The organism is Methylorubrum suomiense (assembly GCF_022179765.1).
In the GTDB taxonomy this organism is placed as follows: Bacteria; Pseudomonadota; Alphaproteobacteria; order Rhizobiales; family Beijerinckiaceae; genus Methylobacterium; species Methylobacterium suomiense.
The window spans coordinates 176,199-189,647 of sequence record NZ_BPRE01000006.1 but is presented as its reverse complement, the minus strand read 5'-3'; the positions used below and the strand labels follow the sequence as shown (position 1 = coordinate 189,647).

The window sequence follows — 13,449 nt, the reverse complement described above, 5'->3', positions numbered from 1 at the left end:
GGTCCGCCGGAGGTTAGCAGAGCGGCGGCTCCGGCGGGAGCCGGACCCACCCGCGACCCCGCGAAGCGGCGTCCCGCCGAGGATGATCCCTAAGGTCTTCAGGTATCCGCGGGGGAGCGTTCCGTGTCCTGCGTCTGCGCCAGACGCACCGCGTGGTTGATGATCGCCATATGGGTGAAGCCCTGGGGGACGTTGCCGCGCTGCTCGCCGGTCTCGGCATCGATCTCCTCGGCGAACAGGCCGAGATCATTGCCGCGGGCGACGAGCCTCTCGAACAGGGCGGTCGCCTCGTCCTGGCGTCCGGCAATGGCGAGGCAGCCGACCCGCCAGAAGGCGCAGGCGGTGAAGGTCGCCTCTTGTCCCTCCAGGCCGTCGTCCAGGCGGTAGCGGTAGAGCAGGTCGCCCGCACCGAGCTGCTCGCCGACCCGATCCAGCGTGGCCGCGACCCGCGGCGAATGCCCGTCGAAGGCGCGAAACAGCACGGCGCGCAGCACCGCCGCGTCGAGATCGGTCGAGCCGTAATCCATGGTGTAGGCGCCCAAGTCGGCGTTCCAGCCCTCGGCGTGATACTCGGCCCGGATGCTCTCCGCCTCGCGCTCCCACCGCGCGATCTGGTCCGGCGCGGCGAGGCGGTGGCTGGAATCGGAGCGGGCGATCTGCACCGCGCAATCGAGCCCGACCCAGAGCATTGCCTTGGTGTGCAGGATCTGGCGCATGGGGCCGCGCAGTTCCCAGATGCCGTGGTCGGGCTCATGGCGCACATCCATGATGTGACCGGCGAGGTGGGCCAGGACCTCCGGCAGATGGTCGTTGACCTTGACCGGCGGATCGAACGCGACCGCCTCCAGATAATGGTGCAGGGCCACGAGCAATTCGCCGTAGATGTCGAACTGGCGCTGGTCGCTGGCGGCATTGCCGAGGCGCACGGGGCGGGTGCCGCGCCAGCCGCGCAGGTGATCGAGGAGCGTCTCCTCCGGCATCGGCCCCCCGAGGGCATACATTAGCTGGAGATGGCGGCCCCGGCTGGGATCGGCGTCGCGCATGAAGCGCAGGAATTCCGCGGCCTCGCGATCGTAGCCGAGATTGACGAAGGCCGTGACGGTGAAGCTCGCATCCCGCATCCAGACATAGCGGTAATCGTAGTTGCGATTGCCCGGCACCGCTTCGGGAAGGCCCATGGTGGCGGCGGCGACGATGCCGCCGGAGGGGGCGTGGGTGAGGAGCTTGAGGGTCAGCGCGCTGCGCAGAACCGTCTCGTGGTAGGGCCCGCGATAGGTGCAGCGGCCCGACCATTCGCACCAGTAATCCTCCGTCGCCGAGAGCCAGGCCTCGACCCGGTCGAGCCCCGCCGCGCCCTCCGCGCCATGGGCGAGGACGAGGTCGACCCGTTCCCCGTCGGAGAGGGCGAACCCGCCTTCGGCCGCGCCCTCCCCGACCGTCAGCGGGATCGACGCGGCCGCCTGCATCGCGTCGCCGCCGCCGCGGAACAGAATGCTCCCATCGGCCTGTCCCGTCGCCTCGGTCGCGGCGCGGGCGTAGTCGAAGGTCGGCCGCACGCGCCAATGCCCCGAGACCGTTCCGGACTCGCAGACGAGGCGGCGCACCACTCGGCCCTCGGGATGCCCGTCCGGCCCCTCCTCCGGCACCGGCTCGTGGCGCGCGATCGGCATGAAGTCGATCAGCGTGACCCGGCCGGTCCGCGTGGTGAGGATGGTCTCCAGGATATTGGTGCCGGGGCGATAACGGCGTTCGGTGCCGGTGAGGCCGTCGAGGACGAGACGGCAGGTGCCGCCCGCGTCACGATCGAGCAGTGCCAGGAACACGGCCGGCCCGTCGTGGCGGGGCCAGCACAGCCAGTCGAGGGATCCGTCGCGGGCGATGAGGGCGGTGGTGCAGGTATCGCCGATCACGGCGTAGTCGGCGATAGGTCTGTCCGTCACGGCCTCGTCCCGGTTGCGCGGCGCGGCAACGTTCGGAATGAGGCCAAGTTGCTCCCTGCGACACCCGGGCGTGTCCGGCGCCCGTCAGCGGTGACGGCGGCGGTGCGGAGCGAGGCGGCGCGAGCGATGGAAGCCGGAGCGCAGGGAGCGGCGCGTGCCGTAGCTGCCCGGCGGCCGGTAATTGCCGTTGTTCACGCCGGCCGAGCGGTCGTTGCCGGTGGCGCTCGCCCCCGGCGAGAGCCCGCTGCCGGCATTGGCGTTGCCGTCCTGGGCCGGCGCGAGCGTGGCCCCGCCGAGGAGAAGCCCCGCCGCGAGGGCGAGGGGGAAGAAGCGTTTCGGGTTCGGCATCGGGGCGCTCTCCGATCACGGGTCTGTGAGCTTACCGAGGGGCGAACCGCGCCGGGCCGACGGTGTTCCCGCGTCGGCCCGCTGCCGAGACCCGGCCGCCGATCCACGTCTCCTCCACCGTCAGATCCGGCCCCAGCGCCACGAGGTCGGCATCGTATCCCGGTGCGATCCGGCCCATCCGGCCGTCGAGCCCGAGGAAGCGGGCGGGGGTGAGCGAGGCCATCGCCAGGGCCTGGGCCAATGTGGCGCCGCCGCGCCGGCTCATGTGGCGCACCGCCTCGATCATGGTGATGGCCGCGCCCGCCAGGGTGCCGTCCTCGCCGCTGAGCCGGTCGCCGTCGCGGCGGATGCGTCGGCCGAACAGGGTGAACCCGTCGCTGCCGCCGGGATCGCCCACCGGCTGCATCGCGTCGGTGACCAGCATCAGGCGGTCGCGGCCGAGCAGGGTCAGCGCCAGCCGGAGTTGGAGATCGCCGACATGGTGGCCGTCGGCAATGATGCCGGCATAGGCATGTCCATCGCCGAGCGCCGTTCCGACGGCCCCGGGCATCCGCGGGCCCATCTGCGACATGGCGTTGAACAGGTGGGTGAAGCCGGTGAGCCCCTCCGCCAGCGCCCGCCGGATCGCCGCCCCGTCATCGGCGGTGTGGCCGGCGCAGACGCGGACACCGCGGGCGACGAGGTCGGCCACCGCGCCCGGCGGCACCTCTTCCGGCGCGAGCGTCACGAGGGTGAGGCCCCGCGCGCCGAGACCGGCGAGGAGCGCCGCATCGCCCTCGCCGAAGCGGGCGAGACGGGCGGGATCGTGGATGCCGATCCGGTGCGGGCTCAGGAACGGCCCTTCGAGATGGATTCCGAGGATGCCGGGCACGCCCGCGGCGATCGCCGCCGCGACCCCCTCGATGGCGCGGGCGATCGCGGGACGGGTGTCGGTGATCAGGGTCGGTAGGAGGGCGGTGGTGCCACCGCGGCGATGGGCGGCGGCGAGGCGTCCGATGCCCGCGAGACTGCTGTCGTCGTTGAGGAGTACGCCGCCGCCGCCATTGACCTGAAGATCGACGAAGCCCGGCGCCAGGATCGCCCCCGGCGGCAGGCGCGTCGTCGCGATGCCCGTCGGCGGATCGGCGGTGACATCCGCGATCCGGCCGCCGCGCAGGAGCACCGTGCGGTCGTTCAGGAATGTCTCGCCGTCGAAGACGCGCGCGGCGGCGATGGCATGGTCCGGCGCCTCGCTCACAGGGTCTCCGTGACCTTGGTCAGGCCCACGGGCGCATCCGGATCGAGGCCGCGGCGACGGGCCTGCGCCTCGATGGCGCGGTAGGCCGGCACCAGCATGGCGATGGGATCGCAGGCCGGATGCCCGTCGCCGAGCCAGGGCAGCGTGCCCGCCGGCCCGCCGCAGGCCCGGACCCGCAGCCCGTCGCGCCGCAGGTCGCGCACCAGCGCGTCGATGCCTTCGGCCAGTTCATCCGCCTGGCGCAGGGCCAGCACCGGCGTCGATGCCGAGACCGAGGCGCGCGGCCCGTGGCGCAGTTCGGCCGCGGAATAGCCGAGGGCGGGGAGCCGCAGGGTCTCGGCGAGCTTTAGGGCGATCTCGCGCACGGTGCCGAGCCCATGGCCGCGCCCCGTGACGAAGGCAGCCGGCGCCCCGTCGAGATCGGCGCCCCAATCCGACCAGTCGAGGGCGAGCGCGGCGTCGAGACGCCCGGGCAGGGCGGCGAGGCCGGCGGCGAGATCCTGGTCGTCGGCCCAGGCGGCGACCAGGGCGGCGCCCGCGATCATCGAGTTGGTCACGGTCTTGGTCGCGGCCACTGCTTTCTCGGGCCCCGCCAGGATCGGCAGGACGAGATCGCTCGCCCGTGCCGCCGGCGAATCGGGATCGTTGACGAGGGCCAGGGTGAGTGCGCCGCCGGCCCGGGCGGCCTCCGTCGCGGCCACGAGATCGGGGGAGCGGCCCGATTGCGAGACGACGACGAACAGCGCGCCGGCGACCAGTGGGGGTCGCGCGTAGCCGGTCACCACGGAGGGCGCCGAGGCCGAGACCGGCAGGCCGAGCCGGGTCTCGATGAGGTAGCGCAGGGCCACGCCAGCATGCCCGGAACTGCCACGCCCGCAGATCACCGCGAACGGGATCTCCCGCGATTTCAGGACCTCGGCGAGGCGCGCCGCGTCCCCCGCCGCCAGGAGACGCTCGCCGGCCCGCGGGATCTCGGCGATCTCCCGCGCCATGAAGGTCGGTGTCGCGGTCATTCCCCGCCCCTTTCGGCCAGTGCCCGGCGCAGGTTGCCGTCGTGGCGGGCGAGCAGGCGCTCGGCCCGCTCGCGGCTCGCGCCGCCCGCGATCAGCACCGCGAGTTTCACGTCGCCGTTGGCTTCCGCCGCCGCCCGCTCGGCGACGCCCGCGTCGCAGCCGGCGAGTTCGGCCACCATGGCGATGCCGCGGGCCCGGAGCTTCCGGTTGGTGGAGCGCATCGCCACCATGCGCCCGCGATAGACCCGGCCGAGGCGGATCATCAGCAGCGTCGAGAACAGGTTGAGGATCACCTTCTGCGCGGTCCCGGCCTTCAGCCGGGTCGAGCCCGCCAGAACCTCCGCGCCCGTGGCGGCGAGAATGCCGTGCTCGGCCGTCTCCAGGATCGGCGTGCCGGGATTGTTGGCGATGCCCACCGTCACCGCCCCGCGGGCGCGGGCGGCGGCGAGCACCGCCAGGGTGAACGGCGTGGTCCCGCTCGCGGCCAGTCCTACCACGACGTCGCCCGGTCCGATCTCGGCGCGGACGACCCAGGCGGCCCCGGCCTCGCCCGAATCCTCGGCATCCTCCACGGCCCTGAGCAGAGCGCCCTCGCCCCCCGCGATGGCGAAGGCCAGGCGCTCGCCCGGCCAGTCGAAGGTCGGCGGCAATTCGGCCCCGTCCTGCACGCCGATGCGAGCCGAAGTGCCCGCGCCGACATAGGCGAGGCGGCCGCCGGCGCGCAGGCCGACCTCCGCCGCCGCGGCCGCCGCCTGAATGGCGGGAAGCGCGGGACCCACCGCCGCGACGGCGGCGAGCTGTCCCTCCCACAACGCCTGAAGGATGTCGCCGCCCGCCCAGGCGTCGAGATCGGCGTAGCGGGCACTGGCGTCCTCGGTCCTCATTCTCCCGTCACCCTCGCCCGTCCAACCGGCCCGTCCTCGGCCTCACGTCCCAACAAGTCGCCGCGCCGCCGCGCGATCCCGCACCGCCGCGTCCGCCCCGATATGGCGCGGCCGGGCCAAGACGCGAGAGCTGGCGCGAGGGATCGGTTCGCGTCCCGCGGCGTTCGGTTCGCGCGGCCCCGCACGGTGGCGGGGGCAATCGGGAGCGCGCGTGGATCAGGGGGCAATCGCGGAAGGACGGGCGGGCGCCGCCGGGACCGGGCCGGAGCCCGCGACCGTGGCGGGCAGCCGAGTCCGGATCCTCACCTACAACATCCGCCATTGCCGCGGCACCGACGGGCGGGTCGCGCCCGAGCGGGTGGCCGAGGTGATCGCCGCCACGGGGGCCGACATCGTCGCGCTGCAGGAGGTCGATGTCGGCCGGGCGCGCACCGGCGGCCTCGATCAGGCCGACGAGATCGCCCGGTTGCTGGGCATGACCCCGCATTTCCATCCGGCGCTGCATATCGAGGAGGAGCGCTACGGCGACGCAATCCTGACCCGCCTCCCCTCGCGGCTGATGCGGGCCGGTCCCCTGCCCGGCCTCGTCCGGCGCCCGGGGCTGGAGCCCCGCGGTGCCCTCTGGGTCGAGATCGCGGTCGGCGCCCTGCGGTTGCAGGTCGTCACCACCCATCTCGGCCTGCTCGGGGCGGAGCGCATCGCGCAGACCGAGGCTTTGCTCGGCGCCGATTGGCTCGGCGATCCCGCCTGCCGCGCCCCCACCGTTCTGCTCGGGGACTTCAACGCAACGAGCTGGACCCGCGCCTATCACCGTCTCACCCGCCGCCTCACCGACGCGCGTCGCATTGCCGGACGCAATGAGGGCCGCCGCGGTGGGGCGAGCTTCCCAAGCCGCTTCCCGCTGCTGCGCCTCGATCGCGTCTTCGTCGGCGAGGGGCTGACCGTCGAGCGCCTGGCGGTGGTCGATGGCCCCCTGCCCCGCCGCGCCTCCGATCATCTGCCGGTGTTCGCCGACATCCGTCTCGACGACCGGTGACGGGGTCCCCAGGCGCTGCCCCGGATCCGCGAAAGGAATGATCCCTTTCGCGACCCGGATCGCTATACCGGGCGATCCGTGCGACCGTGAACGGGACTGCGACGATGACCAAGACGATCGGCAACCTGACCGCGTTCGGCCTGATGGCCGCCGCCACCCTTGGCGCCGGACCCGCCGCCGCCGCGCCGCCGAAGATCGCCGTGGTCGCGACCGGCGGCACCATCGCGATGAAGCTCGACCCGCAGACCCATGCGCCGGTGCCCGCGCTCTCGGGCGAGGATCTCGTCTCGGCGGTGCCGAAGCTGAAGGACATCGCCACGATTCAGGTGACCGAGTTCAGCAATGTGCCGAGCGACTATATGGGGCCCGACCGATGGCCGGCCCTAGCGCGCCGCCTCGACGCGATCCTGGCCGATCCCGAGATCCGCGGCGCGATCGTGCTGCACGGGACCGATACCCTCGACCAGACCGCCTATTTCCTCGACCTGACCCTGACGAGCACCAAGCCCGTGGTTCTGGTGGGCGCCCAGCGCAACGCCTCGGACGCCGATGCCGACGGCCCGCGCAACCTCCTCAACGCCGCCCGCCAGATCCTGACCGAGGGCGCCGCCGAGATGGGCGTGACGGTGACGCTCAACCACCGCATCAACGCCGCCCGCGAGGTGCGCAAGACCCATACGAGCAATGTCGAGACCTTCGATTCCGGCGATGCCGGCATCCTCGGCTACGTCGACGAGGATCGGGTCGTGTTCAGCCGCAAGTCGCTGCGGCGGCAGACGCTGCCCCTGCCCGAGCGGATGCCGCGGGTCGATCTCGTGGCGATGTATGCCGGTGCCGACGGCTCCCAGGTCCGCCACGCCGCCGAGAGCGGCGCCGAGGCGATCGTGGTCGAGGCCTATGGCTGGGGCAACGTCAACGCCGAGATGCACGATGCCATCGCCGAGGTCATCGCCAAGGGCGTGCCGGTGATCGTGGCGACCAAGGTCTATGACGGCCGCGCCCTGCCGGTCTACGGCTTCAAGGGCGGCGGCAGCACCCTGCGCAAGGCCGGGGCCGTGTTCGCGGGCGACCTGACCCCGGACAAGGCCCGCATCCTCACGCTGATCGCCCTGCCGACCAACAAGGACCGCGGGGCGTTGCAGGCCCTGTTCGACCGCTGAGGCGGCCAGCGCCCGGCAGGAGCGACGGCACCGGATCGCTGGGCGCGGAGCGAACACGGTAGGCCGCGGACGCGCCTGCGGACGTGGCTGTGGACGCCTGGAGCTGGCGGAGAATGGCCAAGCATCGATCCGCTCGGTTCGCGCGTTGGGGGCCATGCTTGCGCGCAACGACATCAAGACTGCGACCGAACGGGCGGCGGACTCCGTCGGCGCGATGGAAGCCGCGGATATCCGCGCCGGGGTCGCGCTGGCGGGAGCCAAGGATCATCCGATCATGCCCACGGTCATCGCCGCGGGCGAGGTCGGCAGCTGGGAGTCGCTGCTGGCGATGTCCGCCGGCACCCTCGCCTGGGGCCTGCTCACGCGCGACCGCGCGCTCGCCGCGACCGGCGGACGGATGCTCGCCGCCGGGACGCTGGCAAGCCTCGTCAAGACCAGCCTGAAGCGCACGCTCCACCGCACCCGGCCCAACGTCCTGATGGATACCGGCCGCTATGTCCGTGGCCCGATGGGGCCGAACGACGGGCCGTGGCAATCCTTTCCCTCGGGCCATGCCGCGCTCAGCACGGCGGTCGCCCGCGCGGTGGCCCGGTCCCGGCCGGAACTGGCGGGTGCGGCCTACGCGACCGCCGCGGGCGTCGTCGCGGTGCAACTCGTGCGCGGCGCCCATTTCCCCGTCGACGTGGCGGTGGGCGCGGCCATTGGCGTGGCCGCGGAGGCGGTGACGGACCGGGTGATCTCGGCGCGCTGGCCGGAGGCTTAGCGCATCGGCCCGAAAGGTGGGGGCCGGCTTTCGGAAAAAGCCGATGCGTCACAATAACCTAGGGCATCGGCCCGAGATGTGGGTGCCGGCTTTCGTGAAGAAACCGAGGCATCACAATAACTTGGGGAAGTATTCTAGATTCGACACTGAGGACTTCCCCCCAGATCCATCACGCTTCCACCGTTTTCACCGGGGGCACCGTCTCCACCGCAATCGCCGCGCGCGCCCGGCGCAGCACCTTGCGCCGCCGCCACGGGCGCCAGGCGTCCTCGGAGCCGGCCGGGTCGCCGAGGTGATACGCCTCGACCAAGCGGGCGATCGGGCCACGGTGGGAGGGGACGAGCGTGCAGAGACGCGGCGACGGCATCAGCGCGGGATCGTCGATGACGGCGCGGAGCGTGCCCCGCTCGGCATAGGCCTGCGCGAAGGTGTCCGAGGGGCAGCCGCCGTGATGGCCGAGCAGCGCGTGCAGCACGCGGTCGAGGGCGGCGCGGCCCGCTGCATCGTCGGCGCGCAACTCGATCGAGAGGTCGCACTCGGTGTCGTAGCCGAAGGAGCGGTTGTTGAGGTTGGTCGAGCCGATCCGCAGGAAGCGGTGATCGATGATCGCGACCTTCGAATGGATCAGGATCGGCTGACCCTTCGGAGTATGAGGCGCGACGACCCGCAGGCGCCCGTGCCGGTCGGCCCGGCGCAGGCCCTTGATGAGGCCGCGGCGGGCGCTGTCCATGGTCAGCTGGTCGAAGCCGTTGGGGCTTCGCTCGGACAGGACGATCACGATTTCGGGGCCGTCCGGCTCGGCGAGGCGTGCGCGAAGTGCGTCGGCCACCACCGGCGAGGCGAGGTACTGGTTCTCGAGATAGAGGAATTCCCGCGCGCCGCGGATCGTCGCGAGGTAGAGCGCCGCGTTCTCGGCGACGGCGTCGCGCCCATCCTGGGCGGGCTCCGTGCGCGAGAGCGCGACCTCGACCTCCGTCAGCAGCGGCGCGACCGTCTCCGGCCAGGGATCGACGCCCCTTTCGGCGGGGGTGGGCGGCGCGAGCACCTCGCCGGTGGCGCGGCGCCAGCGCTCGCGGGCGAGGTCGGCGAGCGCCCCCGCGGCGGGGCCGTCCACCAGCATCATGACGTCGTGACGGGGCGGGTAATCCTCGCCCGAGGGCAGTCGGCGCCGCGGGTCCCGGTCGCGGTGGGCCGGCGTGTCCCAGCGGTTCACTTCGAAATCGCTGCCGCCGCAGAAGGCGACGGCGTCGTCGATCACCAGGATCTTCTGATGCTGGCAGGCGCCGAAGGGCAGCGTGTTGTCGATGCGGAAATCGATGCCGGGCCCGAGGCTCGCGCGCACGCTCTCCGGGGTGTGGTCGTTGCCCGCCGAGATCGGCCAGGGCATGTCCCAGATCAGGATGCGGATCGTCAGGTCCGGCCGCGCCGCCTTCAGGGCGCGCAGGAGATCCGCCAGGGTCTGGTCGGAATCGGGATCGCCCGCGGACGGCAGCAGGCGCACCCGCGGATCGAAGCTCCAGCCGATGAGGGTGATGGTCTTCTGCGCCTTCACCAGGGCGCCGCGGGCGGCCGCGAAATAGGCGGCGCCGTCATGCAGCACGGCGGCGCGATGCGCCCGCTCCCGCCGCCAGCAGGTCACGCCCGGCCTCAGCCAGCCCTCGGGTGCGGCGGAGCCTTCCCCCGCCTCGATGTCCCGTCTCATGCGCCCGCGCCGGTCCCGTCCGCCTTGCCCATCCTGCCCTTCGCTCCGTCCATCTTGGCGCTCTCCAGCTTGGCCTTCACCCGCCGCCGGGTCAGTTCCACCGCCACGACGGTGGCAACGAGCCCGAGACCGAGGGTGATCCAGTGGGTCGGCTCGTCGCCGCCGGCCCGGCGGCCGATGGCGCCGAGATAGACGCAGACCACCGTGCCCGGCAGCATGCCGATCACCGTCGAGACCAGATAGGCGGAGGTGCGGACATCCGTCACCCCGAGGACGTAGTTCTGCGCGTTGAACGGCACGAACGGGCTCAGCCGCATCAGGGTGAGCAGCCGCCAGCCGCCGTCGCCCACCGCCTCCACCGTGGCCTTCAGTCCCGGCTTGCGGGCGATGAGGGCCCGCACCCGCTCACGGAACAGGTGGCGGGCGGCGAAGAAGGCGAGCCAGGAGCCCAGTGTCGCCGAGACCAGGATCACCGGCATCACCGCCCAGCCATAGGCGACGGCGCCCGCGATGGTGAGCGGCGTCCCCGGCACGATCAACAGCGTCGCCAGGAAGAACAGCACGCCGAAGACGAGGAGGCCGTAGGGGCCGAAGCCGTTGGCCCAGCGTGAGAAGACCCGCAGCCAGTCCTCGACCGGCAGGAGGATCCAGGCGCCCACGCAGACGGCCAGTGCGGCGCCGGTCAGGAGCCCGGTGCGGACCCAGCTTCGGGCATTGTCCATGAGGGGGCGGCTCGGAGGCTCGGGACGCGGAACGATCGTAGCCCGGCTCTAGAGCATCGGCCCGAAAGGTGGGAGCCGGCTTTCGGAAAATAGCCGATGTGGCGCAAGAACCTTCAGCAGTGTGCCGGATTCAAGATCCGGCACGAGGATTCAGCCGCGTTCGGATCGGGACGCGACGGGCCGCCTCACCAATCCCGCTGGAGGCGGGTGGCGATCCGGCTCGGGCGGGCGCCGGACAAGGTCCGCTCCAGGGCCGCCAGGGCCGCCCTGGCCTTGACGAGCCGGGACGCGCGCCAATCGCGGCCGCGGGTCGCCAGCACGGCCTCGCCGAGCCGATCACCCGCGCAGACCAGCCGATCGACCGCCCGTAGAATGCGCGGCGCTTCCTCGGTCAGCACACAGAGGTCGGACAAATGATTGCGCAGGGCGTGCATCTCGGCGCGTCCACCCCCTTCGTCGGCGAGACGGGCGAGCGTCCGATCCATGCTGACGATCAGCCCTGCCAGAGGAGCCGGCACGGGACTGGACCGATCGCCCGCCGGACGAAGCGAAAGATCCGCCGGCTTCGGACTCGAATTGTCTCGGGCAGGCGGCACGTGCATGTCTGCTCCGCTCGATGAGGATACTGAGCCAAACCCCCGATCGTCCGACGGTTTCCCATTCCGTGATTGAACGGTGGGATTTCTTGGACATTTTTTCATCGCAGGGCGCGATCCCGGCGCCCGTTGCGAATCGATAACCGCAATTTAGGAATAACAGCCAAGCACGGTGGTGTACCGGCTCGGAGGCAGCACGACTGGAAAACTTCTTTGCAGATTACGCTTGGCGCGGGACACGCCGTGAGCAAAAGGGCGGTCAGACCTCCGGGCGCGGTCGCCGCAGGGCGTAGATCGATGCGGCCGCGCTCATCAGGGCCAGCGTGTACCACGTCAGAGCATAGACGAGGTGGTCGTTGCGGAAAGCGACCACCGTGAGGCCGCCGATCGGCAGGCCGCCGGGATTGGGGGTGGCGTCCGCATCGACGAAGTAGGGCGCGACCGGACCGATGCCCCGCGCGGCGGCGATGGCCGCCACGTCGCGCGAGTACCAGCGGTCGCTGGCCGGATCGTTGTGGCGAAGGAAACCGCCGCCGGGCTCCGGCAGACGCAACAGGCCGGTCACGGTGACCTCGTCCGTCGTCTCGCCAACGGCCCGATCGGCCCGCTCCTTGCGGTCGCCGGGAACGAAGCCACGATTGATCAGCACGGTGGTGCCATCGGCTTGCACGAGCGGAGTCAGGACCCAGAAGCCGCCGCCGCGTTCGGTGAGAGCCTGGACCAGGGCCGAGCGATCGTGCGCGAAGCGACCCGAGAGGCGGACCCGGCGATACTCGATCTTATCCGGGTCGAGATGCGCCCATTCGGCGGGCGGGGGCGGTGCGATGGGCTCCGCGTGCAGGCGTGCCTCGACCCGAGCGATCAGGTCGAGCTTCCACGCCCGGCGCTGGATCTGCCACGTGCCGAGCGCCAGGAAGACGCCGACGAGGCCGAGCCCGGCGAGCGCCAGGACGGCCCGCCGGACATTGACACCTCGCGACATCGGCCCCGGCTTACGGCGCGTGGCGCGCGTCGTCGGCGGTGATCGGCATCATGTTGGTGTTGAGGTGGTGCATCACCCAGATCGAGCCGCTGAGGGTGATCGCGACGATGGTGACGGTGAAGATGAGCGCCAGGAAGGTCCAGCCGCCCTCCGACTTCGTGTTCATGTGCAGGAAGTAGATCATGTGGACGATGATCTGCACGATGGCGAAGCCGAGGATGACGATTCCGGTGATCAGGCTGTCGGCGATCACGCCGCCCATCACCAGCCAGAACGGGATCGCGGTCAGGATCACCGACAGGACGAAGCCTGTCACGTAGTCCTTGAACGAGCCGTGGCCGTGCACGGCGCCGTGGCCGTGATCACCGTGACCGTGAGCTTGACCGTGGTTTGCGGCGTGACCGCTCGCGCCGCTCATTGCAGGACTCCCATGAGGTAGACGAAGGTGAAGACGCCGATCCAGATCACGTCGAGGAAGTGCCAGAACATCGACAGGCACATCAGCCGGCGCTGGTTCTCGACGATCAGCCCGCGTTGCTGCACCTGCAGCATCAGCACCACGAGCCAGATCAGGCCGAAGGTGACGTGGAGGCCGTGGGTGCCGACCAGGGTGAAGAACGAGGACAGGAAGGCGCTGCGCTGCGGCGTGGCACCTTCGTGGATCAGGTGGGCGAACTCGTAGAGTTCGATGCCGATGAAGGCCGCGCCGAACAGGCCGGTGACGGCCAGCCACAATTGCGTCTTGCTCTGGTCGCCGCGCTCCATCGCCAGCATGGCGAAGCCGTAGGTGATGGAGGAGAACAAGAGCATCGCGGTGTTCACCGCGACGAGGCTGAGGTCGAACAGGTCCTTGGGCGAGGGCCCGGCCGCGTAGTTGCGGCCGAGCACGGCGTAGGTCGCGAACAGCACCGTGAAGATGAGGCAATCGCTCATCAGGTAGAGCCAGAAGCCGAGCATCGTGCTCCCTTCCGGGTGATGCTCGTGACCCATGTCCTGGAACGAAAGCTCGTCGGCTTCCGCCACCGGGTCCCGGTGCAGCGCGTCGGTTGCGTACGTCGCCATCTCG

General features: G+C 71.4%; 14 protein-coding genes. 3 read left to right on the top strand and 11 right to left on the bottom strand.

Translation table 11 applies throughout. The annotated features are described in order from the left end of the window. Positions 1–98: 98 nt before the first annotated feature. The 5 genes from MFF26_RS11495 to MFF26_RS11475 form a co-directional block, all read right to left on the bottom strand. Positions 99–1,940 (bottom strand): glycoside hydrolase family 15 protein, encoded by a 1,842-nt coding sequence (locus tag MFF26_RS11495; protein WP_238307999.1) that lies wholly within the window; start codon positions 1,938–1,940, stop codon positions 99–101. A gap of 84 nt (positions 1,941–2,024) precedes the next feature. Beyond that, positions 2,025–2,288, bottom strand: a complete 264-nt coding sequence (locus MFF26_RS11490; protein WP_137828624.1) for a hypothetical protein — start codon at positions 2,286–2,288, stop codon at positions 2,025–2,027. 31 nt (positions 2,289–2,319) lie between these two features. Next, positions 2,320–3,525 carry an N-acetylglucosamine-6-phosphate deacetylase gene (nagA, locus tag MFF26_RS11485; protein WP_238307998.1) on the bottom strand — a complete coding sequence of 402 codons (1,206 nt, stop codon included), beginning with the start codon at positions 3,523–3,525 and terminating at the stop codon, positions 2,320–2,322. Beyond that, entirely contained in the window at positions 3,522–4,538 is a 1,017-nt protein-coding gene (locus MFF26_RS11480; protein ID WP_238307997.1) for an SIS domain-containing protein, read from the bottom strand. The genes nagA and MFF26_RS11480 overlap by 4 nt, the downstream gene beginning before the upstream one ends. Beyond that, the gene (locus MFF26_RS11475; RefSeq protein ID WP_137828621.1) at positions 4,535–5,422 is read right to left on the bottom strand and encodes an N-acetylmuramic acid 6-phosphate etherase; all 888 of its coding nucleotides are present in this window, start codon (positions 5,420–5,422) and stop codon (positions 4,535–4,537) included. The genes MFF26_RS11480 and MFF26_RS11475 overlap by 4 nt, the downstream gene beginning before the upstream one ends. 211 nt (positions 5,423–5,633) lie before the next feature. Here MFF26_RS11475 and MFF26_RS11470 point away from each other — a divergent pair, with 211 nt between their 5' ends. The 3 genes from MFF26_RS11470 (at position 5,634) to MFF26_RS11460 (ending at position 8,381) form a co-directional block, all read left to right on the top strand. Then, positions 5,634–6,458 (top strand): endonuclease/exonuclease/phosphatase family protein, encoded by an 825-nt coding sequence (locus MFF26_RS11470; protein WP_137828620.1) that lies wholly within the window; start codon positions 5,634–5,636, stop codon positions 6,456–6,458. 104 nt (positions 6,459–6,562) lie between these two features. Further along, positions 6,563–7,618, top strand: coding sequence for an asparaginase (locus tag MFF26_RS11465; RefSeq protein WP_137828619.1), 1,056 nt, complete (start codon positions 6,563–6,565; stop codon positions 7,616–7,618). Positions 7,619–7,772: 154 nt separating this feature from the next. Next, on the top strand, positions 7,773–8,381 hold the full coding sequence (locus MFF26_RS11460; RefSeq protein WP_137828618.1) for a phosphatase PAP2 family protein: 609 nt from the start codon (positions 7,773–7,775) through the stop codon (positions 8,379–8,381). A 169-nt stretch (positions 8,382–8,550) separates the two neighbouring features. Here the strand turns inward: MFF26_RS11460 and MFF26_RS11455 are convergent, their stop codons facing one another. The 6 genes from MFF26_RS11455 to cyoC all read right to left on the bottom strand — a co-directional run bounded on the left by MFF26_RS11455 (position 8,551) and on the right by cyoC (position 13,373). Beyond that, the gene (locus tag MFF26_RS11455) at positions 8,551–10,083 is read right to left on the bottom strand and encodes a phospholipase D-like domain-containing protein (RefSeq protein WP_137828617.1); all 1,533 of its coding nucleotides are present in this window, start codon (positions 10,081–10,083) and stop codon (positions 8,551–8,553) included. After that, positions 10,080–10,805, bottom strand: coding sequence for a TVP38/TMEM64 family protein (locus tag MFF26_RS11450; RefSeq protein WP_137828616.1), 726 nt, complete (start codon positions 10,803–10,805; stop codon positions 10,080–10,082). Before MFF26_RS11450 ends, MFF26_RS11455 begins: the two co-directional genes overlap by 4 nt. Positions 10,806–10,990: 185 nt before the next feature. Then, positions 10,991–11,290, bottom strand: a complete 300-nt coding sequence (locus tag MFF26_RS11445; protein ID WP_238307996.1) for a hypothetical protein — start codon at positions 11,288–11,290, stop codon at positions 10,991–10,993. Between the two features lie 370 nt (positions 11,291–11,660). Continuing rightward, positions 11,661–12,383, bottom strand: coding sequence for an SURF1 family protein (locus MFF26_RS11440; RefSeq protein ID WP_137828614.1), 723 nt, complete (start codon positions 12,381–12,383; stop codon positions 11,661–11,663). A 10-nt stretch (positions 12,384–12,393) separates the two neighbouring features. After that, complete coding sequence (cyoD, locus tag MFF26_RS11435) at positions 12,394–12,801, bottom strand: cytochrome o ubiquinol oxidase subunit IV (RefSeq protein ID WP_137828613.1); 408 nt, start codon at positions 12,799–12,801, stop codon at positions 12,394–12,396. After that, entirely contained in the window at positions 12,798–13,373 is a 576-nt protein-coding gene (cyoC, locus tag MFF26_RS11430) for a cytochrome o ubiquinol oxidase subunit III (RefSeq protein ID WP_238308031.1), read from the bottom strand. Before cyoC ends, cyoD begins: the two co-directional genes overlap by 4 nt. Positions 13,374–13,449: the final 76 nt, after the last annotated feature.

What these genes read in the sequence shown, in the direction of transcription:
- MFF26_RS11465 (WP_137828619.1), top strand. Translation starts at nt 6,563, where the DNA reads ATGACCAAGACGATCGGCAACCTGACCGCGTTCGGCCTGATGGCCGCC.
- MFF26_RS11455 (WP_137828617.1), bottom strand. Translation starts at nt 10,083, where the DNA reads ATGAGACGGGACATCGAGGCGGGGGAAGGCTCCGCCGCACCCGAGGGC.
- cyoD (WP_137828613.1), bottom strand. Translation starts at nt 12,801, where the DNA reads ATGAGCGGCGCGAGCGGTCACGCCGCAAACCACGGTCAAGCTCACGGT.
- MFF26_RS11475 (WP_137828621.1), bottom strand. Translation starts at nt 5,422, where the DNA reads ATGAGGACCGAGGACGCCAGTGCCCGCTACGCCGATCTCGACGCCTGG.
- cyoC (WP_238308031.1), bottom strand. Translation starts at nt 13,373, where the DNA reads ATGGGTCACGAGCATCACCCGGAAGGGAGCACGATGCTCGGCTTCTGG.
- MFF26_RS11490 (WP_137828624.1), bottom strand. Translation starts at nt 2,288, where the DNA reads ATGCCGAACCCGAAACGCTTCTTCCCCCTCGCCCTCGCGGCGGGGCTT.
- MFF26_RS11450 (WP_137828616.1), bottom strand. Translation starts at nt 10,805, where the DNA reads ATGGACAATGCCCGAAGCTGGGTCCGCACCGGGCTCCTGACCGGCGCC.
- MFF26_RS11480 (WP_238307997.1), bottom strand. Translation starts at nt 4,538, where the DNA reads ATGACCGCGACACCGACCTTCATGGCGCGGGAGATCGCCGAGATCCCG.
- MFF26_RS11460 (WP_137828618.1), top strand. Translation starts at nt 7,773, where the DNA reads ATGCTTGCGCGCAACGACATCAAGACTGCGACCGAACGGGCGGCGGAC.
- MFF26_RS11440 (WP_137828614.1), bottom strand. Translation starts at nt 12,383, where the DNA reads ATGTCGCGAGGTGTCAATGTCCGGCGGGCCGTCCTGGCGCTCGCCGGG.
- MFF26_RS11445 (WP_238307996.1), bottom strand. Translation starts at nt 11,290, where the DNA reads ATGGATCGGACGCTCGCCCGTCTCGCCGACGAAGGGGGTGGACGCGCC.